Genomic DNA, 26,321 nt, shown 5'->3' on the forward strand with positions numbered 1-26,321 from the left:
TTTTGGGGTTTTTATTTCTGTCTGTACAGAAATAACTGTAAATAGAGGATGAAAATGAACGCTGTCTTGCCGTCGACCTGCCCGCAGGGCCGCACCGGGGCGCGCCGCATGACGGTCCTCGTGTGCGGCGCGAACGGCTTCATCGGGCGGGCACTGTGCGCGCAGCTCGAAGCCGGCGGCCATCGCGTGCTGCGCGGCGTGCGGCATGCGGCCGGCCCGTGCGACGTCGCGATCGACTTCGCCGCCGACATCGATCCCGACGCGTGGCTCGCGCGGCTGAAGGGCGTCGACGTGGTGATCAATGCGGTCGGCATCCTCGCCGATCGGCGCGGCGCGACGCTCGACGCCGTGCACCATGCCGCGCCGTGCGCACTCTTTACCGCGTGCTGCCGCGCCGGCGTGCGGCGCGTGATCCAGATCTCGGCGCTCGGCGTCGAGCGCGGCGGCACGCGCTACTTCGCCAGCAAGCTGGCCGCCGACCGTTTCCTGCAGACGCTGCCGATCGACTTCCGGATCGTGCGGCCCGCGCTCGTCTACGGCACGGACGGCGCGTCCGCGCGGTTTTTCCGGATGCTCGCGAGCCTGCCCGTGCAGGTGCTGCCGGCGGGCGGCCGTCAGCGGCTGCGCCCCGTGCACGTCGACGATCTCGCCGAAGTCGTCGCGCGGCTCGTCGTGCAACCGGGCGATGCGTCGGCCGCCGGCCGCGCGGTGATCGACGTGGTCGGCAACGACGAAGTCGAATACCGCGAGATGCTGGCCTGCTACCGTGCCGCGCTGGGATTTCCGCCGGCCGCCCGCGTGACGCTGCCGGGCCCGCTGGCCGGCGCGGCGGCCGCGTTGCTCGGCACGCTGCCGGGCGCGATGTTCACGCGCGACACGTGGACGATGCTGCGTGGCGGGAACACCGGCGATCCGGCCGCCGTCACGACCATGCTCGGCCGGCCGCCGCGCGGGATCGACGGCTTCATCGGCACGGAAGCCGCCGCGCTGCGTCGCGACGCGCTGGCGATGTGGCGTCGGCCGTTGCTGCGCGGCGCGCTCGCGATCGTGTGGATCTGGACGGCCATCGCCAGCGCGTTCATCCATCCGCTGCCCGCGAGCCTCGCGCTGCTCGCGCCTGCGCACCTCACGGGGCTGCCCGCGCTGATCGCGCTGTACGCGGCCAGCGCGCTGGACTTCGCGTTCGGCATCGCGACCGTCGCCGCGCCTTCACGGCGCCTGTGGGCGGCGCAAGCGGCGCTGATCGTCGCGTACTCGGCCGTCATCGCGGTCACGATGCCGGCGCTGCTCGCCGAGCCGTTCGGCCCCGTGCTCAAGAACGTGCCGATTCTCGCGATCCTGTTGATCCTTTTTTCAGAAGAAGAACAAGCATGAATACCTATCTCGTCATCAAGGCGCTTCACATCCTGTCCTCGGTGCTGCTGGTCGGCACCGGCTTCGGCACCGCGTTCTACCTGTTCTTCGCGAACCGCACGCAGTCGGTGCCGGCGATCGCGGCCGTGTCGCGCCTCGTGGTGCGCGCGGACTGGTGGTTCACGACGCCGGCCGTGATCTTCCAGCCGGCATCGGGGCTCTGGCTCGCGCACACCGCCGGCTGGCCGTGGCATACGCCGTGGCTGCTCGCATCGATCGTGCTGTATGCGATCGCCGGTGCATGCTGGCTGCCGGTCGTGTGGCTGCAGCTCGAACTTGCATCGATGGCGAAGCTCGCCCATGCGAACGGCGACGCCGCATTGCCGGAGCGCTACTGGCGCTATGCGAAGCGCTGGGAACTGCTCGGCTACCCGGCGTTCTTCGCGATGCTGTCCGTCTACTTCCTGATGGTGCTCAAGCCGATGTAAGCGCGTGGCCGCCGCACGGGAGCGGCGGTACGGCGTGCGGGAAAGCAGTCGATCGATTCACGATGCACGCAAAGACAAGAAGGAATGCGAATCATGGAATCAAGTGAACTGGTGTTGTACTTCGACGGACGATGTCCGTTATGTGTCGCGCAGATACGGCGTCTCGGCGCCCGCGACGCGCAGCAGCGGCTGGCTTTCGTCGATATCGCCGGGCCGGGCTTCGACCCGGCGCCGCTGGGCGTCGGCCTGCCCGCGCTGAATCGCGAGCTTCATGCGCGTCTGCCGGACGGACGCATGCTGACCGGTGTGGACGGCATCCTCGCCGCCCATGCGCTGACCGGGCGCGGCTGGCTCGTCCGGCTGCTTCGCGTGCCGGTCGTGCGCGGTGTGCTGGCACCGCTGTATCGCCACTTCGCGCGCAACCGGCACGCCGTTTCTCGTTGGTTCGGCTATCGCGCCGAAGCGGCGTGCGACGGGCCGGCGTGCGGTAGCGACCGTGCCGCCGCCGAACCCGCCGAACCCGCGGCCGATCGTCCCGCATGCGATGACATGCGCCGCATCGTGGTGACCTGGATGTACGGCGCGGCGCTCGCGCATCTGCTCGTCGGCATCGCCGTTCCGTGGGTGGCCGGCACGCCGTGGCTCGACGCGTATCACCGCGTCATCGAGCTGCATTTCTGGGCGGGCACGGCGCCCGGCCCGGCACGCGCGCAGCAGGTCTGGTGGATGTCGCTGATCGGCGCGACGGTGCAATGCGCGTCGGTCTGGATGCTGGCGCTCGTCCACCTCGGCAACCGGCTGCGCCGGCGGGAAGTGTGGGGATGGCTGCTGGCCGGCCTGGCGATCTGGGCGCCGCAGGACATGCTGTTTTCATTGCAGGCCCGAGTATCGGGCCACGTGGCGATCGATGCGGCGGCACTCGTCGCGATGGTGCCGCCACTTGTGTGGCTGTGGAGGAGGGATACCCCATGAACACCTTGCCTGCTTACGACTGGGCGCTCAACCTGCTGATCGTGCAGGGCGCGATGGGCGCATTCGATACGCTCTATCACCACGAGCTCACGCAGGATCTGCCGCACAGCCCGCGCGCGCGGCTCGAGCTGGGGATTCACGCGGTGCGCTCCGTGCTCTACGGTCTCGTGTTCGCGTCGATCGCGAACGTCGCTTTTCATGGCGCGTGGGTCGCGGCCCTCGCGGCGGTGGTGGTCGTCGAGGTGGTGCTGACGTTGTGGGATTTCGTCGTCGAGGACCAGAGCCGCAAGCTGCCGGCGACCGAGCGCGTGCTGCACACGCTGCTGGCCGTCAACGGCGGCGCGCTGTTCGGGATGATCGCGATGCAGCTGGCCGTCTGGGCGCACGAGCCGACCGCGCTTCAGGTACTCGACCTCGGCTGGCGCGGCGGATTGCTGAGCGTGTTTGCCGTCGGCGTGACGGTATCGGGCCTCCGCGACGGAATCGCGGCCTGCCGGATCGCGCAACGCGCGCCGGCCGCCAATCCGTTTGCGGGGCAGCCGCCGGGGAACGTGCTCGTCACAGGCGGAACCGGCTTCATCGGCGAAACCCTCGTGAACCATCTGCTCGATGCAGGCCATACGGTCACGTTGCTGGCGCGCGACCCGCTGCGCGCGGCCTACCAGTTTCAGGGCCGTGTGCGCAGCGTGACGTCCGCCGGGCAACTGCGGCCGCACGAGCGTTTCGACACGGTCATCAACCTCGCGGGTGCGCCGGTGCTGGGCGCGCGCTGGAGCAAGCGCCGGCAGGCGGTGCTGCTCGCCAGCCGCGTCGGCGTCACGGAATCGCTGATGCGCTGGGTCGAGACCGCCGAGGTCAAGCCCCGCACGTGGATCCAGGCGTCGGCGATCGGCTACTACGGCGTGCGTCCTTCCGACGAGCGGCTCGACGAGCGCAGCAGCGCCGGCGCCGGCTTCATGTCCGGGCTGTGCCGGCAGTGGGAGCAGTCCGCGCAGGCGCTCGAGCGTCATGGCGTGCGCTCGGTGGTGCTGCGGCTGGGCCTCGTGTTCGGCCCCGGCGGCGCGTTGCGCCCGATGCTGCTGCCGCACTACTTCGGGATGGGCGGGCGATTCGGCGACGGCACGCAGGTGATGAGCTGGATTCACCGGGACGACGTGCTGCGGATCATTGCACGCGCGATGTCGAACGCGGGCATGCACGGTGTCTACAACGCGGTTGCACCCGCGCCGTTGACCCAGCGCGAGTTCGTGCAGGTCGTGTCGAAGGTGTTGCGTCGCCCCGCGTTTCTGCACGTGCCGGCCGCGCCGCTGCGCATCGCGATGGGCGAGATGGCCGCGCTGCTGCTGGACGGGCAGCGGGTGATGCCGGCGCGGCTGCATCAGGACGGATTCATGTTCCGGTTCCCGACGGCCGAGCACGCGCTGCGCGACCTGACGAACCGGCCGCACGCGGATTTTCCGCGTACGGCATGTCGTTTGCCGCGCCGTCGTGTATAAATTCGGCGTGAATGCGTTCGTGGCGCGTCGTGCGCCCCGAACGCTCCGCATCCGACCTCACAAGGAGACTGCATGCTGCACATCCTCGGCAAGATTCCGTCCATCAACGTCCGCAAGGTGCTGTGGCTGTGCACCGAACTGAACCTGCCGTTCGAACAGGAAGACTGGGGCGCGGGCTTTCGCACGACCAACGATCCGGCCTATCTCGCGCTGAACCCGAACGCGCTCGTGCCCGTCATCAAGGACGACGATTTCGTGCTCTGGGAATCGAACACGATCATCCGCTACCTCGCGAACCGTTACGGCGGCGACGCGCTGTATCCGGCCGAGCCGCAGGCGCGTGCGCGAGTCGACCAATGGATCGACTGGCAGGGCGCGGACCTGAACCGCTCGTGGGTCGGCGCGTTCCTCGGCCTCGTGCGGAAATCGCCCGATCACCAGGATCCGGCCGGCATCGCGCAGTCGATCGCAGGCTGGACGAAGCACATGCAGGTGCTGAACGCGCAGCTCGAAAAGACGGGCGCGTACGTGGCCGGCAATACGTTCACGCTCGCGGACATTCCGATCGGCCTGTCGGTGAACCGCTGGTTCGGCACGCCGTTCGAGCATCCGGAATTGCCGGCGGTGTCGCGCTATATCGAACGTCTCGCGACGCGCGAAGGCTTCAAGCAATACGCGGGCAGCGCGAATCCGTAAGCCGGCCGGTAGCGCGTGAAGCGGCCGTGTTGCAATCGCTGCCGCTTCACGCCTGATTCATCGATCCGCGTACCCGTCGTCACGCGCCGGGCGCCGGCAGCGCGTCGAGCACGCGCGCAAGAAACGCCTCGTGGTTCCACGCGGATTCCGGCCGCGACAGCCCGAGCCGCACGACCACCAGTTGACGGCTCGGCACCACGCTCACGAACTGGCCTTCATGGCCGACCGCGTGAAACGCGTCGGCCGGCATCGCGACCGCGTGCGGATCGCGATCGTTGAACGGCTCCGGCACCTTGACCCACAGCTGCGCGCCGTATTCCTGGCGCGACGACTGCGGCGTCGCGCGCGTCAGGTAGCGTACCCAGCCGTCCGGCAGCAGCCGCTGCCCGTCCCACACGCCGTCCTGCAGCAGAAGCTGCCCGAAGCGCGCCCAGTCGCGTGCGCTCGCATACATGTACGACGGACTGACGAGTGTGCCGGACACATCGGGCTCGAACACCGCGCTGCGCATGCCGAGCGGCGCGAACAGCGCGCGACGCGGAAACGCGAGATAGTCGTCCCCGCTGCCGCCCAGCGCCTCGCGCATCACGCGTGCGACGATCGCGCTCGTGCCGCTCGAGTAGGACCACTGCGTGCCGGGTGTCGCCGCGAGCGGCTTCGCCGATGCGAACCGCGCGGTATCGGGCTGCGTGAACAGCATCAACGCGACGTCGGACAGCGGGTCGTCGTAGTCCTCGTTGAATTGCAGGCCGCTCGTCATCCGCAGCAGCTCGTCGAGCGTGATGGCCGCGCGCGGGTCGCCGCTGCCGCGCCATTCGGGCAGCAGCGCCGACGTATCGGGCGACAGCTTGTGCTGCGCGACGAGCGCGCCGACCAGCGCGGCCGTCACGGTCTTCGTCATCGACCAGCCGGGCAGCGGCGTGTCGGCCGTGAAGCCGGGCGCATAGCGTTCGGCGATCACCTGGCCGCGCCACATCACGACGACCGCGCGCGTGCGCCGCGGTCGTGCCGGATCGGGCTCGTCGAACGCGCGGTCGAGCGCGGTCTGCAGTTTCCGTGCGTCGATGCCGGCCGGCGGCGTGGCCGGCGCGGCTGGGGCGGGCTGCGCGGGCGGCGGATCGGGGAGGCGCGGCAGCGCGGCCGGCAACGCGCCGGGCGACGGCCCGATCGCGAGCGTGCAGCCGAGCCCGGGCCGGAAGTCGGCTTCGCGTCCGGCGAAGCCGGCGAAAGTCGCCACGGCGCGATGATGGTCGGGATCGATCGACGGGCGAACCAGCTTCAGCAGCGGATGCACGCCGGCCATGATGTCGACGTCGATCACGGACGCGGCAGGGCGGCCCGATACGTACACGCCGGAACACAGCGCCTTCGCCGCATAACCGGTCGCGACCGGCGCGAGCCGGGACAGCATGTAGCCCGTGTAGCCGATCGCGGCGACGGCCGCGAGCGCGACGCCGCGCAGGATCGGCTTCTTGAAGGGGATCGTCATGCGCGGGTGTCCTCGGTTGTCTGAAGGCGGAACACGAACCGGCAGTGTCGCAGGTTCGGGCCGGCGGTGGCAATCGCGAGGGCGGCGATGCCGGGCAGCGTCGACACGGCGCGGATTGCCCGGCCCGTGCGAATCGTGTGTGTCGATCGCCGAGGTCGAACGGGCCGCGTGCGGCCCCTTCAAGCGGTGTATCACTGCGCGTTGTCGTGGTCGGAGCGCAGGGTCCAGACCGTCGCGGTATTCGTGTTGTCGTCGACGGCCGCGAATTGCGGCTGGCCTTTGCGGCCGCGCCCGAACGCCTGGCCGAACGCGGCCCGGGAACGGTGTCGACCTGCATTTGCGCGCCGAAGCGCCCGTCCACCGTGAATTCGACGATCTCGCTCGGCTGCAGCGGGTCGGCGTTGACGCGTCGCCGTTCGCGGTCACGAGATGATGGCCGTTCGGCGCGAGCGCCAGCGCGACCCGGCCCGGCAAGTTGAAATCCGACCCGTCGTCGGCCGATAATCGTCCGGCATTGCACTCCCGCTTTCCCAGTCCAACCGATATCGGAACCCGACATGTCCTACGACAACAACAACCCGTTCGCCAGAATCCTGCGTGGCGAACTGCCGTGCGTGAAGGTCGCGGAAGACGACACGACGCTCGCGATCATGGATCTGATGCCGCAGGCCGACGGCCACGTGCTCGTGATCCCGAAGGAGCCGGCCGCGCAGATCTTCGACTTGTCCGGCGACGCAGCCGCGGCCGGCATCCGCATGACGCAGCGCGTCGCGGCGGCGGTGCGCGCGGCGCTCGAGCCGGACGGCGTGTTCATCGGCCAGTTCAACGGCGCGGCAGCCGGCCAGACGGTTCCGCACGTGCACTTCCACGTGATCCCGCGCTGGGAAGGCGCCGAGCTGCGGATGCACGCGCGCGAGATCGCCGACGCGGCGACGCTCGAAGCGCTCGCGCAGCGCATTCGCGCGCGTTTCGTGTAATGCGTCGATCGCACGCGGCACGGCGCGCCGCGGCACACCGGCCGGCCGTCGCGCCATTACCTGTTTCGGCGGTCATGCGAGGTAACACGTGTAACCGCCGGCGAAACTCGGCCCGGCCGACCCGGCGCTAGACTCGGCGCATTGCTTCATCGAGCGACAGGAAGGGCGGATCGCCTCTTCGTGCCGGCCGCCGCACCTCGCGGCGGCGCGGCGTTCGCGAGGTGCCATTCGTCTTTCGCGCCGGGAATCGAGCCATGTCCAGACTTCTCATTACGCTTGCCCTGATCGGCGGCCTGTCCGGCTGCTACGTCGCGCCGCCGTACGGCTACGCGCCCGCGCCGGCCTACTACGGCTATGCGCCGGCGTATTACGCGCCGCCTGTCAGCATCGGGATCGGCGGCAACTTCCGCATCCGCTGATCCGGCACCGGGCGCGGGCCCTGGACGCCCCGGCCAGGGTCGTGGCGTCGTGCCGGACGATGCGCGCGGATTCGCGCGCCGCGTGACGGCGGCGCGCCGCGCGGCGTGTGCGCGGTTCCTATACTTCACAGGAAAGCGCACTCCGGCGAGGCAGTCATGACAGTCACCCGCAAGGTCGCCGCCCTGTCGGGCATCTCCACGCTCGTCTATCTCGGGCTCGCGGTGCTCGGCAGCGGCGGGTTCGCGGCCTTCTTCTCGCATCCGCCGCTGATCGTCGTCGTCGTCGCGACACTCGCGATGGCCGTCGCGGCGATGTTCACCGAAGGCAACCTGAGCAGCGGCGAGCGCGAGAACCGCGACAACCGCTGGGTGCTCGCGGCGTTCGGGGTGAGCGGGTTCCTGCTGGCCTACCTGCCCGCGCTGACCGACCGGCTCGACTTCTGGACTTTCGGCGGCGACGCGGTGCGCTGGGCCGGTGTTGCGCTCTACATCGCGGGCGGCGTGCTGCGCATCTGGCCCGTGTTCGTGCTCGGCAAGCGCTTCAGCGGGCTCGTCGCGATCCAGCCGGGCCATACGCTCGTGACCGACGGCATCTACCGCCGCATCCGCAATCCGAGCTATCTCGGGCTGCTCGTCAATTCGGTCGGCTGGGCGCTCGCGTTCCGCTCGGGTGTCGGCGTGCTGCTGGTCGTGTTGACGATGATCCCGCTCGTCGCGCGTATCCGCTCCGAAGAGGCGCTGCTGCGTGCGCAATTCGGCGCCGAGTACGACGCGTATTGCGCGCGAACCTGGCGGCTGCTGCCCGGCGTGTACTGACCCCCCTCATTTTTCCCCGACCGTCGTTTCCGGGCCCGCTCACGACACGTGCCCGATGTGTTGCCACGTGTGTCGCAAACGTGCGACGCCCCGCATGGACGACCCCGTCGTCGCGCAGGGCCGGAACCTCGGCAGAGCCAATGCCGGCGCGGGTTTGCGGGCATTCTGGTGCGGGCGTTCGGGGGCGCCTGTTCGTAAACAACTTGTTACCAGAATGTCGACGGCAAGGACGCGGGACCGGTGCTATTCTTCGCCGCAAGCTCATTGAAATGAATTGGTCCGCGGTTCGGCACAATGCCAGACCCGACGTCGATCGATTCAGATCGTCGTACCGAGCGGACCTTCGATAACCAGATTGCGAACAAGGAAGAATACGGGAATGTGGAAGAAAATCGCCCCCGCTCTCGTCGTCGCCGCGCTGACCGGCGCGACTGCGCTGCCGGCTCTGGCAGGTGACATGAACAACGCGCTTGGCGGCGCGCTCGGCGGGGTAGCCGGCGCAGCGGTCGGCGGTGCGCTCGGCGGCAGCACGGGCTCGGTGATCGGCGGCGCCATCGGCGGCGGCGCGGGTGGCGCGGTGACGTCGAACCGTCGCGAGCGCACCGGCGCGATCATCGGCGGCGCCCTCGGCGGCGGCGCAGGCACCGCGGCAGGCAACGCGATGGGCGGCCGTACGGGCGGCCTGCTGGGTGCGGCGGTCGGCGGCGGCGCCGGCGCGGCGCTCGGCGGCAACATGTCGCGCAGCTCGTACGAGCGCGATCATGGCGATCGTGGCTATCGCCACCGCAAGCATCGTCACCACCGCGACTGGGACTGATCGCCGCTCGCGCGGCGCGGTGCGCGAACCGCGCACCGGCGCGTAGACGGCGTCGGCTTCCGACGCGAGATTCGGCCCGGCAGCCTGCCGGGCCGCCATCGCCGGCCAGACCGGCGAACATTTTCCGGCTTCGCCAGCCGCGGCCGGATGCCCGATCGACGGGCCGGCCAGTTTCCCCTCCTCGCAGCATTTCCCCGTTTTCCGGCTACACCGCCTCTCGCGACGGAGTGCGTTCGCGCAGCGTCGACATCCTTGGCGTTCCGTTCGATCCCCGTTCGATTCTCGTTCTGCTCCGTTGGCCCGTTCCGGTCCGACGACGGCCCATGATCGGTGCGGAGCGGCTCGCAGCCGTGCACGCTTCGGCGCACGCCAATCTGCGTAACCGGATGTATCGCGACCCGCGTGACCGCAGTTGCATACCCGCGCCTCCAGTGCCTCCGACGTGCGTTTGCACGGCCCCGCCCGTCAGGATTTCCCGGATAGCCAGACCGTGGCGCCACGCTCCCTCACCGCGTATCGCGGGTGCCGGCAGGTAGTGGGAAATCGAATGGAATCCATCGCAACATTTAATTGGTCGATTGCGAACGACTTCGCTATCGTCGGCGATGCTCGCGTACGGCGTCGAACCGTGCCGCCGGCCGCGCGTCGCCGCATGAACGGAAGCGCCACGGCCCGGCCGCCGGCCCCGCAAGCATGGGCCGCTGCGTCCGATGAACCGGACGAACCCGTCGCGAAGCCTGGCCGACCGAACGAAGGCGCGTGCGCCTTCAAGCCACCCCGGCAACGATGTCCCGCCGCCGCATGCGTGCCCCACGCGCATGCGTGCCGCCCGATGCCGTTGGCGCCCGGGGCCGGACCAACCCATTGCCTGGATGCACTATGTCTAAGACAACGTATTACGCGCCGCACGGCGGCCACCCGCCGCAGACCGATCTGCTGACCGATCGCGCGATGTTCACCGAGGCGTACGCGGTGATCCCGAAGGGTGTGATGCGCGACATCGTCACGAGCTGGCTGCCGTTCTGGACGAACACGCGCCTGTGGGTGATCGCCCGCCCGCTGTCGGGTTTCGCGGAAACCTTCTCGCAGTACATCGTCGAAGTGAACCCGGGCGGCGGTAGCGACAAGCCCGAGCAGGACAAGAACGCCGAAGCCGTGCTGTTCGTCGTCGAAGGCGAAGCCGAGCTGACGCTGCAGGGCACGAAGCACGTGCTGAAGCCGGGCGGCTACGCGTTCATTCCGCCGGGCGCGGACTGGACGCTGCACAACGTCAGCGATGCCGCGGTGCGTTTCCACTGGGTGCGCAAGCATTACCAGGCCGTCGACGGCATTCCGCTGCCGGACGCATTCGTGACCAACGAGCAGGACGTCGAGCCGATCCCGATGCCGGGTACCAACGGCGCATGGGTGACGACGCGCTTCGTCGACATGAGCGACATGCGCCACGACATGCACGTGAACATCGTGACGTTCGAACCGGGCGGCGTGATTCCGTTCGCTGAAACGCACGTGATGGAGCACGGGCTGTACGTGCTCGAAGGCAAGGCCGTCTATCGCCTGAACCAGGACTGGGTCGAGGTCGAAGCGGGCGATTTCATGTGGCTGCGCGCGTTCTGCCCGCAGGCATGCTATTCGGGTGGCCCCGGCCGCTTCCGCTACCTGCTGTACAAAGACGTGAACCGTCACATGAACCTGACGCTGAATCCGGCGCGCTGAGCGCCGCGTCAGCAGTCGAATGTAAAAACCCGCCGGCGTATGCCGGCGGGTTTTTTCTTTGCGCGGCGGTTGTCCGGGATGCGCATGTCGAGTCCAGGGCCGGTAACCTTGCCGTCGCCCGAACGGCGGCGGCGCGGGCCATCCCGTGCGTCATCCCTTGCGTCCGACGCTCAACGGCGCATCGGTCAGGCGCAGCTCATGCGCGAGGTCGATCAGCGCGCGCAACCGCGCGGGCACGAAGCGATGGCCCGAATAGTAGAGCCGCAGCCCGCCGAACGACGGGCACCACGGCGCCAGCACCGGCACCAGCGCGCCGCTCTTCAGTTCTTCGCCGATGAACCATTCGGAAATGAAACCGATGCCCAGCCCGAACAGGATCGCCTGCTTGATCGCGGCCAGTTCGTTGAGCGCGAACCGCACGGGCAGGTCCAACTGCAGCTTTTGCCCGTTGCGTTCGAGCTCCCAGTGATAGATGCCGCCGTGGGCCATGCGCATGCCGATGCTCTGGTGCTTGAGCAGGTCGCGCGGATGGCGCGGCGTGCCGTGGCGTTTCAGGTACTCGGGCGTTGCGACCACCAGCATGCGGATATCGCGCGACAGCGCGACGGCGATCATGTCCTGCGGCACGGCTTCGGCCAGACGGATGCCGGCGTCGAACCCCTCGGCGACGATGTCGATCAGGCGCGACTCGCTCACGATGTCGATGCGGACGTCGGGGTAACGCTGCGCGTACGGATGGAACAGCGGCCCCAGCAACAGATGCGCGGCCCCCTGCGGCGCGTTGATGCGCAGCGTGCCGCTCGGTGTGTCGGGACCGGCGGCGGCATCCTCGCCGGCGCTCCTGATCTCGGCGAGCGCGGGCGCGATGCGCTCCACGTAACGCTGGCCCGCATCGGTCAGCGACACGCTGCGTGTCGAGCGGTTGAACAGGCGCACCTTCAGGCGCGCTTCCAGTCCGGCCACGGCGCTGCTCACCGCCGTCGTCGACATGCCCAGCTCCAGCGCCGCGCCGCGAAAGCTGCTGCGGCGCGCGACGGCCAGGACCACTTCCAGCTCGGTCATTCCGGTGCGGTGCATCGATTGTCCTGATTTTCGGGATGAGTCATCAGAGATAAGACGGCTTATCGGAACAGTAATGTATTCCTAGACTGCGTGTCATGACGGCTTGTCGGATACGCACACAAGGAGTACGCACCATGCAACGCATCGAACGGATCTACATCGACGGCGAATTCGTGACGCCGCACGGCGACGAATGGTTTGACCTGCACGACCCGAGCACCGAGCGGGTGATCGGGCAGGTCCGCCTCGGCGACGAGCAGGATGCCGAACGGGCGATCGCCGCGGCCAAGGCCGCGTTTCCCGGCTGGTCGCGCACCACGCGGGAAGAACGGATCGCTGCGCTCGAGCGGATGCGCGACGCCGTCGTCGCGCGGGAAGACGACCTGATGGAGGCCGTCGTGACCGAATACGGCGCGCCGGTCGAGCGCGGCCGCTGGATGGCGACCTATCCGGCGGACGCGATCCGGCAGGCCATCGCCGCGCTGGAGACGTTCGCGTTCGAGGAGCAGGCCGGCTCGGCCCGCGTGATCATGACGCCCGTCGGCGTGGCCGGCCTGATCACGCCGTGGAACAGCGATGCGGGGTTCATCTGCAACAAGCTGGCCACCGCGCTGGCGGCAGGCTGCACCGCGGTCATCAAGCCCAGCGAGATGAGCGCGATGCAGACGCAGGTCATCACCGAGGCGCTGCATGCGGCGGGCTTGCCCAAGGGGGTGTTCAATATCGTCAACGGTCGCGGCGACGTGGTCGGCGACGCGATCTCGCGCAGCCCCGACGTCGCGAAGATTTCGTTCACCGGCTCGTCCGCGGTGGGCCAGCATCTGGTGAGCGTCGGCGCGGCGACGATGAAGCGCGTGACGCTGGAGCTCGGCGGCAAATCGCCGACGGTGGTGCTCGACGATGCGGATTTCGCGAGCATCATGCCGCTCGTGCTGCAGGCGGGATTCATGAACAGCGGTCAGGCCTGCATCGCGGGGACGCGCGTGCTGGTGCCGCGCCATCGGCTCGCGGAATTCGAAGACGCGATCAGCCAGGCGGTGGCGCGTGTGCGCTCAGGCGATCCGCGCGATGCCGGCACCGACATCGGACCGATGGTCAGCGCGAAGCAATGGGAGCGGGTGCAGCACTACATCCGCATCGGGCAGGAAGAAGGCGCGGTGCTGCTGGCGGGCGGTGAAGGTCGGCCGGACGGTTTGCAGGCCGGGTGGTTCGTGAAACCGACGGTCTTTTCCCGGGCGAACAACCGGATGCGGATCGCGCAGGAAGAAATCTTCGGGCCGGTGCTGACCCTCATCCCTTACGAAGACGACGCCGATGCGATCGCCATCGCCAACGATACGCGCTACGGCCTGAGCGCGATGGTGCTGGGCAAGGACTCCGAACGCTGCGAGCGCGTGGCGCTGCAGATCGATTCCGGCCGCGTGCTCGTCAATACGCTGGCCCACGAGCCGCTTGCGCCGTTCGGCGGCTTCAAGCATTCGGGGTTGGGGCGGGAAATGGGCCGGTGGGGCATCGGCGCGTATCTGGAGCCCAAGACCCTGATCGGGAGCGCAAGCCGGGTCGCGTGAGCGGGCGCTCGCATTCGATGCACCTGTACGCCGTGCGGGGGCGTTTGCGTCTCTCATGCTGATGCATCACGCATGCATCACCGGTGATCGGGCGCGCAAGCCGGGTCGCGTGAGCAGGCACTTGCCCTCAATGCCCTTGTCCGCCGTGCGGCCGCGTTTGCGTATCCCATGCGGCTGCACGTCGCACACGCATCGCAGGTGAAAAGGCGCGGCCGGTGATTCCAAGCCTCGGAGGTGGAACGGACGCATGCGGCGCATCCTGACGATGCGTGGCTGCTCGCGGATGCCGTTGCGTTGCGCGGCTACAAGCCGAGCGCGTGCGCGGCGAGCTGCGCGACCGCCAACCGCGTGTCGGGCAGCAGGTCATCCTCCATCAGCCACACCGCCGACAGGCCTGCCCACGCCAGAATCCACTTCAGCAGCCGACGGCGATCGAGTCGCGCGGCATCAGCCACGCACACGACGCGTTGCGTGAAGCGCGCCGGATCGACCGCGATCTCGTGCGCCGGATTGCAGAACAGGTTCGCGTAGTCGAACGCACGATCGCCGCGCAGCCCTTTCGGGTCGATCGCGAGCCAGCCGCGATCGCCGAAATGAAGAATGTTGTCGTGATGGATGTCGCCGTGCAGGACGACTTCGTCGACGGGTGGTCCGGCCAGCAGCTCTCGCGCGATCGTTGCCGAGCAATGCAGCACGTCGTTGCCGGCGTTGTCCGACAGCAGCGAACGGAACCAGTCGCGCAGCGGCACGACCGAAGCCGGCTCCGGCGCGCGATGCGCGTGCAGCCGGGCGACGACGCCGCATGCGATGCGCATCGTGTCGTCGTCGTGACCCGATGCGGACAATTTGGCCAGCGACGGCGCGGGCTGCGCGCGCTCGAGCAGGATCGCGTCGCTGTCGTGCTGCCACACCTGTGCCGCGCCGTGCCCGTTCCACCACGTCATCAGCGCGTTGCCGCGCCGCTCTTCGTCGCAGGTGGCGACCTTCAGCATCGCGGGCCGCGCCTGCCAGAGAACGGGCAACAGGCCGCCGCTCGCGGTCAGGATCGGGCCGCCGTCGGGTACGAGGCCCCACAGGCCGAGGTATCGATCGAACATCACACGATGCTACAGGCGAAACGGATCGCGCGCAGCGCGGTTCTCCCGGCCGCGCTTGACGTGCCCGCACGTTCGACGTGAACGGCCCGACACCCTTTCCTAAATAAAATTTAGCCAGCCAAACTTTGGCTAAAGAATGTTCCGGTTTCGCGCGATCCCTTCGACAATGCGCGCCTTTCGTGACCGGTCGGTGCATATCGCGCGCCGGCCGTCGCAGCATCGAAGAAGGAGCCCGACATGACCGACCACACCGCATCCCCTCCGCCGCCGCCCGTGCCGCCGCCGCGCCGCCGTCGCGCATGGCGCACGCTCGCGGGCGCGCTGCTGGGCCTGACGCTCGCGTGCGCGGGCATCGGCGCATGGACGATCAATCGCATCTGGACGCAGCTGCCGTCCGTCGAGCACCTCGCCATCTATCGTCCCGCGCTGCCGCTGCGGATCTTCTCGCGCGACGGCGATCTGCTCGCCGAATACGGCGTCGAGCGGCGCGAGTTCGTGCCGCTCGAACGCATCCCGCCGCTGATGCGGCACGCGCTGCTCGCGGCCGAGGACGCGAAGTTCTATCAGCACGGCGCGGTGGATGTCGGCGGACTCGCGCGCGCGACGTTCGCGAACGTCGTGACGGGGCAGCCGGGTCAGGGCGGCAGCACGATCACGATGCAGGTCGCGCGCAACTTCTACCTGACGCGCGACAAGGTGCTGAGCCGCAAGCTCGCCGAGATCCTGATGGCGGCCAAGCTCGAACGCGAATACAGCAAGGACAAGCTGCTCGAGCTGTACATGAACGAGATCTACCTGGGTGAGCGCGCATACGGTTTCGCGGCGGCGGCGAACGTGTATTTCGGCAAGCCGCTCGACGCGCTGAACGCGGGCGAGGCGGCCGTGCTCGCGGGGCTGCCGAAGGCGCCGTCCGCGTTCAACCCGGTCGTCAATCCGGCGCGCGCGACCGCGCGGCGCAACTACGTGCTCGGGCGGATGCACGTACTCGGCCAACTCGACGACGCGACGTACCGCGCAGCCGTCGACGCGCCGATCGCGCTGGCGACCACGCCGCCGCCCGGGATCGTCGCCGCGCCGTACGTCGCCGAACGCGCGCGCCGGATGATGGTCGAGCGCTTTCACGACGACGCCTATACGCTCGGCCTCGACGTGACGACGACGATCTCGATGCGCGACCAGCGCGCGGCCGAAGCCGCGCTCCAGCGTCAGCTGAGCCGGCAGCCGGGCGCGCAGCGCGATGCGCGCAACGGGCTCGAAGGCGCGCTCGTGTCGCTCGATGCGGCCACCGGCGACATGCTCGCGCTCGTCGGCGGCGCGGATTTCAATCGCAACGTGTTCGACCATGCGCTGCAGGCGTATCGCCAGCCGGGTTCGAGCTTCAAGCCGTTCGTCTATTCGGCCGCGCTGGAGAAGGGCTACTTCCCGGGTGTGCTCGTCGACGATACGCAGCGCACGCTCACCCATGAGGAAACCGGCGCGCGGCCGTGGCGTCCGCGCAATTTCGGCAACCGCTACGAGGGTTTCATCCCGGTGCGGCGCGGGCTCGTGCGCTCGAAGAACCTGGTCGCGGTCAGCCTGATGCAGGCCACCGACGCGCGCTACGTGCAGCAGCACGCGGTGCATTTCGGCTTCGACGCGCAGCGTAATCCGGCGTCGCTGCCGCTCGCGCTCGGCGCGGGCTCGGTGACGCCGCTCGAACTCGCGAGCGCGTACAGCGTGTTCGCGAACGGCGGGACGAGGATGGAGCCGCGCCTGATCCTGTCGGTGAAGCAGCGCCACGGCGGCGCGATGTACGAGGCCACGACGCCGGAAGGCGCGCGCGTCGTGTCGGCGCGTAACGCATTCTTGATGGACAGCATGCTGCGCGACGTCGTGAAGGCCGGCACCGCGCGCGGCGCGCTCGCGCTGCGCCGCGACGACGCGGCCGGCAAGACGGGCACGTCGAACGGGTCGAAGGATGTGTGGTTCGCCGGCTACTCGTCGGGGGTCGTCGCGGTCGCGTGGCTCGGCTACGACACGCCGCGCCCGATGGGGCGCGCGACCGGCGCGACGCTGGCGCTGCCGGTCTGGCTCGACTACATGAAGACGGCCGTCGACGGACGCACGCCGGTCGATGCGACGCCGCCGCAGGACGTCGCGCTCGTCGACGGTGATTTCGTCTACGCCGAATACACGCGCGGCACGTGCACGGCCGACGTGCCGTCGTACATCCGCAGCCGCTTCGCCTGCGGCGGCGCGGCGGCGCAGGACGCCTCCGATGCGCCGGCCAGCAGCGGCAAACCTGACGAGCCGATGCCCGCGGCCGTCGACGCGGCCGAGCGCGAACGCGTGCTCGACCTGTTCCGTACCGACGACTGACGCGCACCATGCATACGCTTTATCTGATTGCGATCGTCGCGGAAGCGATGTCGGGTGCGCTGATGGGCATGCGGCGCGGGATGGACCGCTTCGGGCTCGCGCTCGTCGGCGCGGTGACGGCGCTCGGCGGCGGCACCGTGCGCGACGTGCTGCTCGGCCACTATCCGCTTGGCTGGATCGCGCATCCCGAATACCTGGTGATCACGCTCGCCGCGGCAACCGTCGCATCGTGGGTCGCCCGGCATGTCGCGCGAATGAAGACGCTGTTCGTCACCGTCGACGCGATCGGCCTCGCCGCGTTCACGATCATCGGCTGCGACATCGGCGCGTCGACCGGCGCCGCGCCGATCATCGTCGTGCTGGCCGGCGCGATCACCGGCGTGTGCGGCGGGATGCTGCGCGACCTGCTGTGCAACGAGATGCCGCTGATCCTGCGCGAGGAACTGTACGCGAGCGTCGCGTTCGTGACGGGTGCGTTGTACGTCGGGATGCAGCATCTCGGCATCGATGCGGACGCGGCGACCGTGGTCGCGCTGGCGGCCGGCTTCTCGATGCGGATGCTGGCCGTGCGGCTCGGGTGGAAGATGCGGACCTTCGGCGCAGCCGACGTCGGGCATTGACGCGCGGCCGCGAGGTGGCGCGGCGGCATTCAGTCCGGCTGCATCACCTGGAAGACATTGCCTTCCGGATCGATGCCGTCGAGCAGCCGGTACGGGAATCCGTCGAAGCGCTTGACGTCGCGCACGGTGACGCCGTCGCGCGAGAGACGGTCGCGATGCGCGTCGATGTCGGCGTCGATCCGGAAGACGAGCTTCACGTTGTTCGTCGCCGGGTTCGCATTCGACGGCGCGGCCGCGTGGCGAAACGCCGGGCCGGCCAGATGCAGGGCGAGTTCGATCGCGCCCGCGTCGAGCACCGCCCATTCACCGTCGATTTCCTCGATGACAGGCAGATCGAAATGGCGTTGATAGAACGCCTTCAGCAGCGTGACGTCCTGGACGTACAGGATGATGCGGGTCATCGGAAGCGGCATGGGAGTCTCCTCGAAGGGGAAGCGCGAATGAGGCTGCCTGAAAGTCGGGCGCGCCGATCGACGACCGATCGACAGTCGGGACGCGGCCGCCCCGCATGCGCCCGCGGCGTCATGCCGGGACCATGACCGGCGGCGCACCGTCGCCGGTTTCCACCATCTTCACGGAAAACCCGTAGCACTGCGCGATATGCGTGGGCGTCATCACGTCGCGCGGCGTGCCGTGCGCGACGATCGTGCCGTCGGCGAGCATCGCGATCGTATCCGCGTGCCGCGCGGCGAGGTTCGGATCGTGGACGATCGCGAGCACGCCGAGCCGCCATTCGCGCGCGACCGAGCGCACGGTGTCGAGCAGCCGGTGCTGGTGCGCGAGGTCGAGCGCGGCGGTCGGTTCGTCGAGCAGCAGGTAGCGCGGGCCGCTCTCCGTTGCGTCGTCGTCCGGCCATAGCTGCGCGAGCACGCGCGCGAACTGCACGCGCGCGAGTTCGCCGCCCGACAGCGTCGTGACGTCGCGGCCGACGAGTGCGTCGGCGCCCGCGCGTTCGAGCGCGCGCCACGCGATGTCGCGATCGTGATGCGACGTCGCGCCGCTGCGCCGCGCATGCGGATAACGGCCGAGCAGCACGATTTCGTCGACGCTGAACGGGAAGGCCGGTTGCGCGGCCTGCGGCAGCACCGCGCGCAGGCACGCGAGGCGTGGCGCGTCGATGCGCGCGAGCGGTTCGCCGTTCAGCGTGATGTCGCCGGTCACGCGTACGCCGCTCGGCGCGACGCTACCGGTCAGCTCGCCGGCGAAGGTCTTCAGCAGCGTGCTCTTGCCCGCGCCGTTGCGGCCGAGCAGCGCGGTCACGCGGCCCGGTTCGATCGACAGCGACAGGTCGCGGAGGATGGCGTTGTGGCGGCGCGCGACGTCGAGATGGTGAGCGGTCAGCATGGTCGTCGTGAAGAAAGGGTTACCCGCCGAGCGCGCCGCGGCTTTTCCACAGCAGCGCGAGAAAGAACGGTGCGCCGAGCAGCGCGGTCAGCACGCCGAGCGGAATTTCGGCCGGCGCCGCGACCGTGCGCGCGGCGAGATCGGCGGCGAGCGTCAGCAACGCGCCGAGCAGCGCGGCGCCGGGCAGCACGACGCGCTGGTCGGGGCCGCACGCGAGACGCACGCAATGCGGCGCGACGAGCCCGATGAAGCCGATGATGCCGGCGCACGATACCAGCGCGCCGACCGCGAGCGCGACCGCGACGAGCACGCGCCGCTTCAGCCGTTGCACCGGCACGCCGAGGTGCAGTGCCTCGGTTTCGCCGAGCTGCAACGCGTTCAGCGCGTCGCGTTCGCGTGCGAGCAGCACGCAGCCGATCGCGACGCACGGCGCGACGGCCGCCAGCGCGGACCATTGCGCGCCGCCGAGGCTGCCGAGGCTCCAGAAGGTCAGCGAGCGCAGCTGCGCATCGTCGGCGACGAACGTGAGCAGCCCGATCGCCGCGCCGGCCAGCGCATTGATCGCGATGCCGGCGAGCAGCAGCAGCGGCAACGCGAGCCGGCCGCGCGACGCGGCGAGCCGGTAGACGAGCGCGGCGACCGCGAGCGCGCCCGCGAACGCGGCGACGGGCAACGCGGCGGCACTCACGTGTGCGGCGAACAGCGCGGGGCCGAGCACGATCATCGTGGTCGCGCCGAGTGCCGCGCCGCTCGACACGCCGACGAGCCCCGGATCGGCGAGCGGGTTGCGGAACAGCGCCTGCATCGCGGCGCCGGCCGCGCCGAAGCCGCCGCCGACCAGCAGCGCGAGCGCGACGCGCGGCGCGCGGATGTCGAGCAGTACCGCGCGCGCCTGCTGCGCGGCGGCATCGCCGGTCAGCGCGGCCCAGGCTTCCGTGAGCGGAATGCGGTACGCGCCGACGCACAGCGCGACGACGGACATCGCGCACACGAGAACGGCGAGCGCGGCCAGCGCGAACGGCGCGAAGCGGCGCGACGTGCCCATGCGCGCGGCGCCGGAGCGCGACGCGGGCGACGGTGCGGGGAAGGGCGAAGCGTGAGCGGGCATCGGGGCGATCCGGGATCAGGCGAGCGCATCCGACAGCCGTCGGTGCAGGGTCGTGACGGCGAGCGGCAGGCGTGGGCCGAAGCCGAGCAGGAACAGGGCATCCAGCGACACGACGCGTTGCGCGCGGCCGGCCGGCGTCGCGCCGAAGCCGGGCGTGGCGAGCAGCGCCGTGCGCCCGCCGACTGCCGCGAGCCCTTCGTCGGAAATCAGTACGACGTCGGGCGCAGCGGCCGCGAGCGCTTCAGTCGTCAGCGGCTTGTAGTGATCGAAACCCTGCATCGCGTTGCGTGCGCCCGCGTAGCGGATCATCGCGTCGGCGGCCGTGCGCTGGCCGGCGACGAGCGCCTGGTTGCCGGTATGGTTCAGCACGAACAGCACGCGCGGCGGCTGCGCGCCGCCGGGCGCACGGGCAGCGACCGCGTCACGCGCGGCCTGCCAGTCGCGGTCGAAACGTTGCAGCAGCGCGGTGCCCGCGTCGCGCACGTCGAGCGCCTGCGCGACGCCCGTGATCTTCGCGCGGACCGATTCGACGTCGTGCCGTTCGTCGAACGTCGTCACCGCGACGCCGGCGCCTTTCACCTGTGCGATCGCGGTGGGCGGGCCGGCTTCCGCCGACGCGAGCACGAGATCGGGCCGCAGCGACAGCAGCCCCTCGGCCGACAGCGCGCGCTGGTAGCCGACTTTCGGCAAACGCTTCGCGGCATCGGGATACGTGCAGGTCGTGTCGGCGCCGACGAGCCGGTAGCGCGGCGTCTCGGCGCCGCCGAGCGCGAACGCGGTTTCCGCGAGTGCGCCGCCGATCACGACCACGCGCTTCGGCGCAGCCGGTGCGGCCTGGGCGAGCACGCTGCCGGGCAGCGCGCCGGCGAGTGCGCCGGCTGTCGCGCCCGCCAGCATGGCGCGGCGGCGCGGATCGAACGGTCGCGCGCTCACCGCGCGCCTCCGCGTGCCGCGGCCGGCAGCGTCGCGACGAGCGCGCGCCAGTCGTCGCGTTCGACCTTGCCGGGCTTGCGCTCGCCGAACAGCAGCGCGACGTGGTCGCCCTGCCGGTCGAACAGCTCGAGCGACGTGACGATGCCGTCGCTCGTCGGCTTCTTCACGACCCACGCGGCGGCGATCAGGTCCTCGCGCACGTGCAGGTTGAAGCCCGGGTCGAGCACGTTGATCCACGCGCCGACCTCGCGCACGTTCGCGACCGGGCCCGTATGAATCTGGATCATCCCCGCGTTGCCGACGAACACCATGATCGGCTGGCCGCTTTGGGCGGCCTGTTCGAGCACGTGGCGCAGCGCATGCGCGGTTTCGACCGGATACGCGTATTGCGGATCGGCGAGGCGCAGCGCCTGCATGCGGCTTACGCCGAAGCGCTGCGTGATGCCGAAGAACTGGTGCGTGTCGGTCATCGCGTCCCACGCGGCGCGAAAACCCGCGACGTCGATCTCGGTGTCGGCGCGCTCGGGCGTTTTCGGCGCGGCGGCCGCGACCTCGAGTCCCGGCTCCTGCGACGGCGCGCGCCAGCGCTCGACGAACGCGTCGTACGCGGCGTGGTCGCTGTGCGCGCGCAGGTAGACCTTGTGAATCGCATGCCCCTGCGCGTCGAAGAACTGCAGGCTCTTCAGCGGGCCGTGCGCGGTCTCGTCGCGCACCGCGAACGCCGACACCCAGTGACGATAGAAGATGCGCAGGTCGATATCGCCGAGCGCGAGGCCGACGGGCCCGTCATGGCTCATCTGCGCATATTCGCCGTCCTTCTCGTGGACGGCCGTGTCGTTGCGCGTGAGCGCCATCACGCGGCCGAGGCGCGGCATTTCCTCGAACATCGCCGGAAAGCGCGCGTCGAGCCGCACGACGTGCTCGCCGACGAACGCGGCGAGCGCCTCGCCTTCGCTGACGCCGAGCGCCTGCGCGACGTCGCGGTTGCGCAGCTGGCGCTCGGTCTTGAGCTTGATGAACGCGTCGCGCAGCGCGGCGGCCGCGCGGGCCGGCGTGGCCGGTTGACCGGGAAGGGCGGATTGCATCATGTCGGACTCCTTCAAGTAACGGTTGGGGTGGCAGCGCGGGCGGCGCGCATCAGAAATCCACTTTCATGCTGACGGCGACCGTGCGTCCGGACGACGTATACGCATCGAGCACCCGCGAATCGGCTGCGATGCCGCGCACGTCCGACCAGTTCCAGTATTTGCGGTCGAACAGGTTGCGGATGCCGATCGTCGCGCTCACGTGCTTGTTGAAGCGGTAGCCGCCGCGCAGGTCGACGACGAACGACGACGGCGGCGAGAAGCACGTCTTGTTCGAACAGTCGGACTTGTCGATGTCCTTGTCGCGTTTCGCGGCCTGGAACAGCAGGTCCGTCTGCACGAACCAGCGTTCGGTCGGCTCGTAGCGCACGCCGAACACGGCGGAGAACGGGTTGACGGTGTTGAGCGGCTGGCTCGCCGCGCCGTCGTTCTGCGTCGAGCCCTTCGTGAACGCCATCGCCGTCTTCAGCGTGATGCCGTTCGGCATCACCCATTCGGCGCGGCCTTCGAGGCCGTGGATGCGCGCGTCGGCGAAGTTCACGTACTGGAACACGAACGGGTCGGCCGGCCGGCCGCTGCCCGCGATCGTCGTGCGCGAGATGAAGTTGCGGTAGCGGCCCGTGAACGCGGCCGCGCTGTAGCGCACGACGCCGTAGCCGGTGCCGGCCTTGCCGCGCAGCCCGGCTTCGAAGGTATCGCTCGTCTCGGGCTTCAGGTTCGGATTGCCGATCGACGTGTAGCCGTACACCGGGTTCGAGAAACTGCTGTTCACCTGGTCGGGTGTCGGTGCGCGGAAGCCGTGCGCGTACTGCACGTACGGAATGACCGCGGGTGTGATCTCGTAGAGCACGGCGACGCGCGGCGACAGTTCGTTCGCGCTGGTCGACACGGCCTTGCCGGTGAACAGCGGATCGTTTTCGGTCGGGCTCAGCCGGTACGTGTCGAAGCGCAGGCCCGGCGTGACGAGCAGGCGGCCGTAGCCGATCTGGTCCTGCAGGAACGCGCCGAACAGCGTGTAGTCGGTGTCGGGGAACGCCTTGTTCGGGAACGCTTCGCCGACGCCCGGCACCGTGCCGTCGCGCAGGTTCGTCACGCGCGACACGCTGCCGTCGACGCCATACAGCAGCTTGTGCGCGAACGGCCCGGTCGCGAAGCCGCTTTCGGCGAACGCCGAGCCGCCGAACGTGCGTTCCTTGTACTGGTTGTCGCGCGAGCGCGATTTCAGCGGCGCGCCGCGCGTCTCGAACGCGTACTGGTCCTGCTTCGCGTCCTGGTAGTAGAACTGCACGTGCGCGGTCTGGAACCAGCGGAACGCATCGTCGCGGAAATCGTAGTCGACGCTGAAGCGGTTGCGCTCGAGCCGGTCGTTCGTCGTGAGGCCGAGCGTGTTCGGCGGATTGATCGCGGACAGCACGTCGGTGCTCACGCGCCGCTGCACCGTTTCGGCGGTGAGCTTGAACGTGTCGCGCGCGGTGGGCGTCAGCACGAGCTTGCCGAGCAGCGATTCCGAATAGACATCCTGCGGGTTCGACGTGGTGCGCAGCGTGCTCGCCGAGTTGTTGCTGCCGCGCGTGTCGACCTCGTGGCCGCGCCGGCCGTCGGCGATGATCATCCCCTGGACGCGATCGTTGCCGCCCGCGGCCGACACGGTCGCGCCGATGCTGCGGTCGGCCGAGTCGTAGCTCGGCCGGAACGAGAAGTAGTAGGGCTTGTTGTAGATCGACAGCAGGTCGCGCGGATCCTTCGTGATGAAGTTCACCGCGCCGGTCAGGCCGTCGCTGCCGTAGAGCGCCGACGCCGGCCCGCGAAGGATCTCGATGCGCTTGAGCGTGTCGAGATCGGCGTAGTCGCCGCGCCCCGCTTCGAGCGGGCCGAATGAAAACGCGTTCGGCAGGCGGATGCCGTCTTCCATCAGCAGCACGCGATTGCCTTCGAGGCCACGGATGTTGATGCTCGAATCGCCGTCGCGGCCGCCGCCGAGCGCGGCGCTGCCGGGCCGGTACGCGGTGCGGCGCACCGTGATGCCCGGCTCGTAGCGCAGTGCATCCTTGATGTTGGTGGCCTGCTGTTCCTCCAGATCCTCGTCGGTGATCACCGAGACGGACGCAGCCGTGCGGCTCGTGGCCGTTGCGGTGCGGTTGGCCGTGACGGTGACGGGGTCGAGCAGCGCCGCATCGCCGCGCGTGGACGCGGCAACGAGCAGGGTGGAAGGCGGGGTGGCGCCTTGCGGCGACGAATCGGCGTGAGCCGGGGCGGCGGACAGGCCGAACGCGCCGAACAGCGCGGCACAGATCGGCCGCCGCGCCAGCGTATAGCAATGCACAGGTGGTCTCCCATTGACGAAAACAAGCCCGAAGGCTGGCTGGGTGACGCGTTCACCTGGCTGGCCCGCCCGCGCACGGAATGCGGCGAGCGGCGAATTGAAAGGCAACTGACAATTTTGCCAGTGTAAATGAGAATTATTATCAATACAAGAACGAAAAGCGGCGCGCGTGGGTGAGCGCTCACCTGCGCGGCGCGGGCGAGCCGCGCCGGAAAATACGGAAGAAACGCGGGCCGTGGAGCAAGCCCGTCACGAGCGTGAACAGGCTCTAGGCGAGTGCTTCGATGCGGATCAGCAGGTTGCGTGCATGCGTGATGAACGCATCGTGGGTCGCGCGATCGCCGTGGCCTTCGAGGCCGGCCTGTTCGGCGAACGCGATCTGTTCGGTGTAGAGGTCGACGAGCGCACGGCGTGCATCAGGGGGAAGCGCGCGGACCATCGACACGATCAGCAGTTCCTGCGCGCGAAGCGTGCCGGACAGCGTCTGGACGTTCATGCTGGCCTCCTCGGACGATGCGGCGACGAGCCGCTCTTTCCATACTAGGCGGTCGGCGTACGCAGCGCAGGCGAGGCGTCGGCGGAATGCGATTCGACGGGGCAATCGAGGGCGCCGTTGCGCGACGCGAAACGCGCCGCGCGCGGCCGGGCACCACGGATTGAAGCGTGCAGGGATGCGAACGGAATCAGCCGGCCGTCGTTGCGGCCTGCGCATCGCGCACGACCTGCGCGACGCGTTCGACGAACTCGACGTCGACGCTCGACAGCGCTTCGCGCTTGCCGTCGGGCATCTCGACCATCAGGCGATACGTGACGTCTTGCGTGGTCCACGCGAGATAACCGACGACGGCGAGCATCACGCCGACGACGAGCGCGGCGCTCGATCCGGCGATGCCGCCCGCGACGGCGGCGGCCGCGCCGATCAGCGAGATCAGCGACGGCACGAGGCGGTTTTTCGGAATCTTGACGACATCGACGTGGCGGATGTCACGCAGCGCGAATACCTGCCCGGCGGCCGACAGGCCGTTGCGCGTGATCATCACGCCGCGTTCGTTGAATGCGTTTTCCATCGTGTGTTGCGTGGACGAAAACGCGCAGCGTAGCAGGTTTCGTTGCTGCATCAAACGAGACCGACTGCCGCACGATGCGTGCGGCGCGCTCGAAAGACAGGCAGCGGGTGGAACGGGACGGCGTTCAGAACTGCAGCCGGCCGTCGCCGTAAAGCCGGCCCGGCACGTGCGAAGCGACAACCTCGGCGATTTCTTCGTCGGTCGATTCGGCCGGCACGATCTGGCGCCGCGCGGGTGCGTCGAGGTGCATCGTCCATTCGACGAGACGATACGGCCGTCCCCACGGGCGCTGCATTTCGACCGATACGCGGCAGCTCTGGACCGGCATCGAGTGTTGGCACGTCAGAATCGCGTGCAGATGGCTGAAAACGGTATCTTCGATCATCATGGCCTCCGATCCTGTCTTGTGGGCAATCGATGGCGGCGCCGTCGGCGGTTCAAAAAAAAAGCCGCCGATGTTCAGGCGGCCAACAGGGGGGGTGAGAGCATCCTCTCAGCCCAGAATTAAGCGAAACTT

The 26,321-nt window shown here is 69.2% G+C and carries 25 protein-coding genes and 1 pseudogene; 13 read left to right on the top strand and 13 right to left on the bottom strand.

Features of this window, described 5'->3' with window-relative positions; all coding sequences use genetic code 11:
* Positions 1 to 54: 54 nt before the first annotated feature.
* The 5 genes from ACTJLD_RS17410 (at position 55) to ACTJLD_RS17430 (ending at position 5,005) form a co-directional block, all read left to right on the top strand.
* Complete coding sequence (locus ACTJLD_RS17410) at positions 55 to 1,374, top strand: SDR family oxidoreductase (protein WP_440659358.1); 1,320 nt, start codon at positions 55 to 57, stop codon at positions 1,372 to 1,374.
* Positions 1,371 to 1,841, top strand: coding sequence for a DUF2269 family protein (locus ACTJLD_RS17415; RefSeq protein ID WP_021159932.1), 471 nt, complete (start codon positions 1,371 to 1,373; stop codon positions 1,839 to 1,841). Before ACTJLD_RS17410 ends, ACTJLD_RS17415 begins: the two co-directional genes overlap by 4 nt.
* 93 nt (positions 1,842 to 1,934) lie before the next feature.
* A complete protein-coding gene (locus tag ACTJLD_RS17420) occupies positions 1,935 to 2,813 on the top strand; it encodes a thiol-disulfide oxidoreductase DCC family protein (RefSeq protein ID WP_440659359.1) in 879 nt (292 codons plus the stop codon).
* Complete coding sequence (locus ACTJLD_RS17425) at positions 2,810 to 4,309, top strand: TIGR01777 family oxidoreductase (RefSeq protein ID WP_440659360.1); 1,500 nt, start codon at positions 2,810 to 2,812, stop codon at positions 4,307 to 4,309. Before ACTJLD_RS17420 ends, ACTJLD_RS17425 begins: the two co-directional genes overlap by 4 nt.
* Positions 4,310 to 4,381: 72 nt before the next feature.
* The gene (locus ACTJLD_RS17430; RefSeq protein ID WP_027790394.1) at positions 4,382 to 5,005 is read left to right on the top strand and encodes a glutathione S-transferase family protein; all 624 of its coding nucleotides are present in this window, start codon (positions 4,382 to 4,384) and stop codon (positions 5,003 to 5,005) included.
* A gap of 79 nt (positions 5,006 to 5,084) precedes the next feature.
* Here the strand turns inward: ACTJLD_RS17430 and ACTJLD_RS17435 are convergent, their stop codons facing one another.
* The gene (locus ACTJLD_RS17435; protein ID WP_226153492.1) at positions 5,085 to 6,494 is read right to left on the bottom strand and encodes a serine hydrolase domain-containing protein; all 1,410 of its coding nucleotides are present in this window, start codon (positions 6,492 to 6,494) and stop codon (positions 5,085 to 5,087) included.
* A gap of 191 nt (positions 6,495 to 6,685) precedes the next feature.
* Positions 6,686 to 6,971 (bottom strand): annotated as a pseudogene (locus ACTJLD_RS17440) (hypothetical protein); the annotation flags it as partial.
* A gap of 80 nt (positions 6,972 to 7,051) precedes the next feature.
* Here ACTJLD_RS17440 and ACTJLD_RS17445 point away from each other — a divergent pair.
* The 5 genes from ACTJLD_RS17445 to ACTJLD_RS17465 all read left to right on the top strand — a co-directional run bounded on the left by ACTJLD_RS17445 (position 7,052) and on the right by ACTJLD_RS17465 (position 11,239).
* Positions 7,052 to 7,471 (top strand): HIT family protein, encoded by a 420-nt coding sequence (locus ACTJLD_RS17445; RefSeq protein ID WP_021159927.1) that lies wholly within the window; start codon positions 7,052 to 7,054, stop codon positions 7,469 to 7,471.
* A gap of 254 nt (positions 7,472 to 7,725) precedes the next feature.
* A complete protein-coding gene (locus tag ACTJLD_RS17450) occupies positions 7,726 to 7,890 on the top strand; it encodes a hypothetical protein (RefSeq protein WP_167347856.1) in 165 nt (54 codons plus the stop codon).
* A 156-nt stretch (positions 7,891 to 8,046) separates the two neighbouring features.
* Entirely contained in the window at positions 8,047 to 8,706 is a 660-nt protein-coding gene (locus tag ACTJLD_RS17455) for a methyltransferase family protein (RefSeq protein WP_027790396.1), read from the top strand.
* A gap of 379 nt (positions 8,707 to 9,085) precedes the next feature.
* The gene (locus tag ACTJLD_RS17460; RefSeq protein ID WP_027790397.1) at positions 9,086 to 9,523 is read left to right on the top strand and encodes a hypothetical protein; all 438 of its coding nucleotides are present in this window, start codon (positions 9,086 to 9,088) and stop codon (positions 9,521 to 9,523) included.
* A gap of 879 nt (positions 9,524 to 10,402) precedes the next feature.
* Positions 10,403 to 11,239: a bifunctional allantoicase/(S)-ureidoglycine aminohydrolase gene (locus ACTJLD_RS17465; RefSeq protein ID WP_027790398.1), complete on the top strand. Its 837-nt coding sequence runs from the start codon at positions 10,403 to 10,405 to the stop codon at positions 11,237 to 11,239.
* A 150-nt stretch (positions 11,240 to 11,389) separates the two neighbouring features.
* Here ACTJLD_RS17465 and ACTJLD_RS17470 read toward each other — a convergent pair whose 3' ends face one another.
* Positions 11,390 to 12,316 carry a LysR family transcriptional regulator gene (locus ACTJLD_RS17470; protein WP_440659361.1) on the bottom strand — a complete coding sequence of 309 codons (927 nt, stop codon included), beginning with the start codon at positions 12,314 to 12,316 and terminating at the stop codon, positions 11,390 to 11,392.
* 119 nt (positions 12,317 to 12,435) lie between these two features.
* Here ACTJLD_RS17470 and ACTJLD_RS17475 point away from each other — a divergent pair, with 119 nt between their 5' ends.
* Entirely contained in the window at positions 12,436 to 13,869 is a 1,434-nt protein-coding gene (locus ACTJLD_RS17475; protein WP_440659362.1) for an aldehyde dehydrogenase family protein, read from the top strand.
* A gap of 302 nt (positions 13,870 to 14,171) precedes the next feature.
* On the opposite strand, the gene ACTJLD_RS17480 is transcribed toward ACTJLD_RS17475, so the two are convergent.
* Positions 14,172 to 14,966 (bottom strand): aminoglycoside phosphotransferase family protein, encoded by a 795-nt coding sequence (locus ACTJLD_RS17480; RefSeq protein WP_146253748.1) that lies wholly within the window; start codon positions 14,964 to 14,966, stop codon positions 14,172 to 14,174.
* A 237-nt stretch (positions 14,967 to 15,203) separates the two neighbouring features.
* Between ACTJLD_RS17480 and ACTJLD_RS17485 the strand changes: the two genes are divergently transcribed.
* Positions 15,204 to 17,324, top strand: coding sequence for a penicillin-binding protein 1A (locus ACTJLD_RS17485; protein ID WP_440659363.1), 2,121 nt, complete (start codon positions 15,204 to 15,206; stop codon positions 17,322 to 17,324).
* Positions 17,325 to 17,332: 8 nt separating this feature from the next.
* On the top strand, positions 17,333 to 17,944 hold the full coding sequence (locus ACTJLD_RS17490; protein WP_440659364.1) for a trimeric intracellular cation channel family protein: 612 nt from the start codon (positions 17,333 to 17,335) through the stop codon (positions 17,942 to 17,944).
* A 29-nt stretch (positions 17,945 to 17,973) separates the two neighbouring features.
* Here ACTJLD_RS17490 and ACTJLD_RS17495 read toward each other — a convergent pair whose 3' ends face one another.
* The 9 genes from ACTJLD_RS17495 to ACTJLD_RS17535 form a co-directional block, all read right to left on the bottom strand.
* Entirely contained in the window at positions 17,974 to 18,357 is a 384-nt protein-coding gene (locus tag ACTJLD_RS17495; RefSeq protein ID WP_060194070.1) for a VOC family protein, read from the bottom strand.
* Between the two features lie 109 nt (positions 18,358 to 18,466).
* The gene (locus ACTJLD_RS17500; RefSeq protein WP_440659365.1) at positions 18,467 to 19,288 is read right to left on the bottom strand and encodes a heme ABC transporter ATP-binding protein; all 822 of its coding nucleotides are present in this window, start codon (positions 19,286 to 19,288) and stop codon (positions 18,467 to 18,469) included.
* 19 nt (positions 19,289 to 19,307) lie between these two features.
* Complete coding sequence (locus ACTJLD_RS17505) at positions 19,308 to 20,396, bottom strand: FecCD family ABC transporter permease (protein ID WP_059699792.1); 1,089 nt, start codon at positions 20,394 to 20,396, stop codon at positions 19,308 to 19,310.
* Positions 20,397 to 20,411: 15 nt separating this feature from the next.
* The gene (locus tag ACTJLD_RS17510) at positions 20,412 to 21,329 is read right to left on the bottom strand and encodes a heme/hemin ABC transporter substrate-binding protein (RefSeq protein WP_440659366.1); all 918 of its coding nucleotides are present in this window, start codon (positions 21,327 to 21,329) and stop codon (positions 20,412 to 20,414) included.
* A complete protein-coding gene (locus tag ACTJLD_RS17515; protein ID WP_027790408.1) occupies positions 21,326 to 22,417 on the bottom strand; it encodes a hemin-degrading factor in 1,092 nt (363 codons plus the stop codon). The genes ACTJLD_RS17510 and ACTJLD_RS17515 overlap by 4 nt, the downstream gene beginning before the upstream one ends.
* Positions 22,418 to 22,466: 49 nt before the next feature.
* Complete coding sequence (locus tag ACTJLD_RS17520) at positions 22,467 to 24,737, bottom strand: TonB-dependent hemoglobin/transferrin/lactoferrin family receptor (protein WP_440659367.1); 2,271 nt, start codon at positions 24,735 to 24,737, stop codon at positions 22,467 to 22,469.
* Positions 24,738 to 25,005: 268 nt separating this feature from the next.
* Positions 25,006 to 25,233 carry a hypothetical protein gene (locus ACTJLD_RS17525; RefSeq protein WP_027790410.1) on the bottom strand — a complete coding sequence of 76 codons (228 nt, stop codon included), beginning with the start codon at positions 25,231 to 25,233 and terminating at the stop codon, positions 25,006 to 25,008.
* A 187-nt stretch (positions 25,234 to 25,420) separates the two neighbouring features.
* Complete coding sequence (locus tag ACTJLD_RS17530) at positions 25,421 to 25,804, bottom strand: DUF6232 family protein (protein WP_042972737.1); 384 nt, start codon at positions 25,802 to 25,804, stop codon at positions 25,421 to 25,423.
* A 124-nt stretch (positions 25,805 to 25,928) separates the two neighbouring features.
* On the bottom strand, positions 25,929 to 26,189 hold the full coding sequence (locus tag ACTJLD_RS17535; protein WP_011353838.1) for a DUF2866 domain-containing protein: 261 nt from the start codon (positions 26,187 to 26,189) through the stop codon (positions 25,929 to 25,931).
* Positions 26,190 to 26,321 lie beyond the last annotated feature (132 nt).

It is taken from the genome of Burkholderia sp. 22088, assembly GCF_052045915.1.
Lineage (GTDB): Bacteria > Pseudomonadota > Gammaproteobacteria > Burkholderiales > Burkholderiaceae > Burkholderia > Burkholderia cepacia.

Excerpts from the sequence above, each read along its gene's own strand:
- ACTJLD_RS17410 (WP_440659358.1), top strand. The coding sequence starts at position 55 with ATGAACGCTGTCTTGCCGTCGACCTGCCCGCAGGGCCGCACCGGGGCG.
- ACTJLD_RS17415 (WP_021159932.1), top strand. The coding sequence starts at position 1,371 with ATGAATACCTATCTCGTCATCAAGGCGCTTCACATCCTGTCCTCGGTG.
- ACTJLD_RS17420 (WP_440659359.1), top strand. The coding sequence starts at position 1,935 with ATGGAATCAAGTGAACTGGTGTTGTACTTCGACGGACGATGTCCGTTA.
- ACTJLD_RS17425 (WP_440659360.1), top strand. The coding sequence starts at position 2,810 with ATGAACACCTTGCCTGCTTACGACTGGGCGCTCAACCTGCTGATCGTG.
- ACTJLD_RS17430 (WP_027790394.1), top strand. The coding sequence starts at position 4,382 with ATGCTGCACATCCTCGGCAAGATTCCGTCCATCAACGTCCGCAAGGTG.
- ACTJLD_RS17435 (WP_226153492.1), bottom strand. The coding sequence starts at position 6,494 with ATGACGATCCCCTTCAAGAAGCCGATCCTGCGCGGCGTCGCGCTCGCG.
- ACTJLD_RS17445 (WP_021159927.1), top strand. The coding sequence starts at position 7,052 with ATGTCCTACGACAACAACAACCCGTTCGCCAGAATCCTGCGTGGCGAA.
- ACTJLD_RS17450 (WP_167347856.1), top strand. The coding sequence starts at position 7,726 with ATGTCCAGACTTCTCATTACGCTTGCCCTGATCGGCGGCCTGTCCGGC.
- ACTJLD_RS17455 (WP_027790396.1), top strand. The coding sequence starts at position 8,047 with ATGACAGTCACCCGCAAGGTCGCCGCCCTGTCGGGCATCTCCACGCTC.
- ACTJLD_RS17460 (WP_027790397.1), top strand. The coding sequence starts at position 9,086 with ATGTGGAAGAAAATCGCCCCCGCTCTCGTCGTCGCCGCGCTGACCGGC.
- ACTJLD_RS17465 (WP_027790398.1), top strand. The coding sequence starts at position 10,403 with ATGTCTAAGACAACGTATTACGCGCCGCACGGCGGCCACCCGCCGCAG.
- ACTJLD_RS17470 (WP_440659361.1), bottom strand. The coding sequence starts at position 12,316 with ATGCACCGCACCGGAATGACCGAGCTGGAAGTGGTCCTGGCCGTCGCG.
- ACTJLD_RS17475 (WP_440659362.1), top strand. The coding sequence starts at position 12,436 with ATGCAACGCATCGAACGGATCTACATCGACGGCGAATTCGTGACGCCG.
- ACTJLD_RS17480 (WP_146253748.1), bottom strand. The coding sequence starts at position 14,966 with ATGTTCGATCGATACCTCGGCCTGTGGGGCCTCGTACCCGACGGCGGC.
- ACTJLD_RS17485 (WP_440659363.1), top strand. The coding sequence starts at position 15,204 with ATGACCGACCACACCGCATCCCCTCCGCCGCCGCCCGTGCCGCCGCCG.
- ACTJLD_RS17490 (WP_440659364.1), top strand. The coding sequence starts at position 17,333 with ATGCATACGCTTTATCTGATTGCGATCGTCGCGGAAGCGATGTCGGGT.
- ACTJLD_RS17495 (WP_060194070.1), bottom strand. The coding sequence starts at position 18,357 with ATGCCGCTTCCGATGACCCGCATCATCCTGTACGTCCAGGACGTCACG.
- ACTJLD_RS17500 (WP_440659365.1), bottom strand. The coding sequence starts at position 19,288 with ATGCTGACCGCTCACCATCTCGACGTCGCGCGCCGCCACAACGCCATC.
- ACTJLD_RS17505 (WP_059699792.1), bottom strand. The coding sequence starts at position 20,396 with ATGCCCGCTCACGCTTCGCCCTTCCCCGCACCGTCGCCCGCGTCGCGC.
- ACTJLD_RS17515 (WP_027790408.1), bottom strand. The coding sequence starts at position 22,417 with ATGATGCAATCCGCCCTTCCCGGTCAACCGGCCACGCCGGCCCGCGCG.
- ACTJLD_RS17525 (WP_027790410.1), bottom strand. The coding sequence starts at position 25,233 with ATGAACGTCCAGACGCTGTCCGGCACGCTTCGCGCGCAGGAACTGCTG.
- ACTJLD_RS17530 (WP_042972737.1), bottom strand. The coding sequence starts at position 25,804 with ATGGAAAACGCATTCAACGAACGCGGCGTGATGATCACGCGCAACGGC.
- ACTJLD_RS17535 (WP_011353838.1), bottom strand. The coding sequence starts at position 26,189 with ATGATCGAAGATACCGTTTTCAGCCATCTGCACGCGATTCTGACGTGC.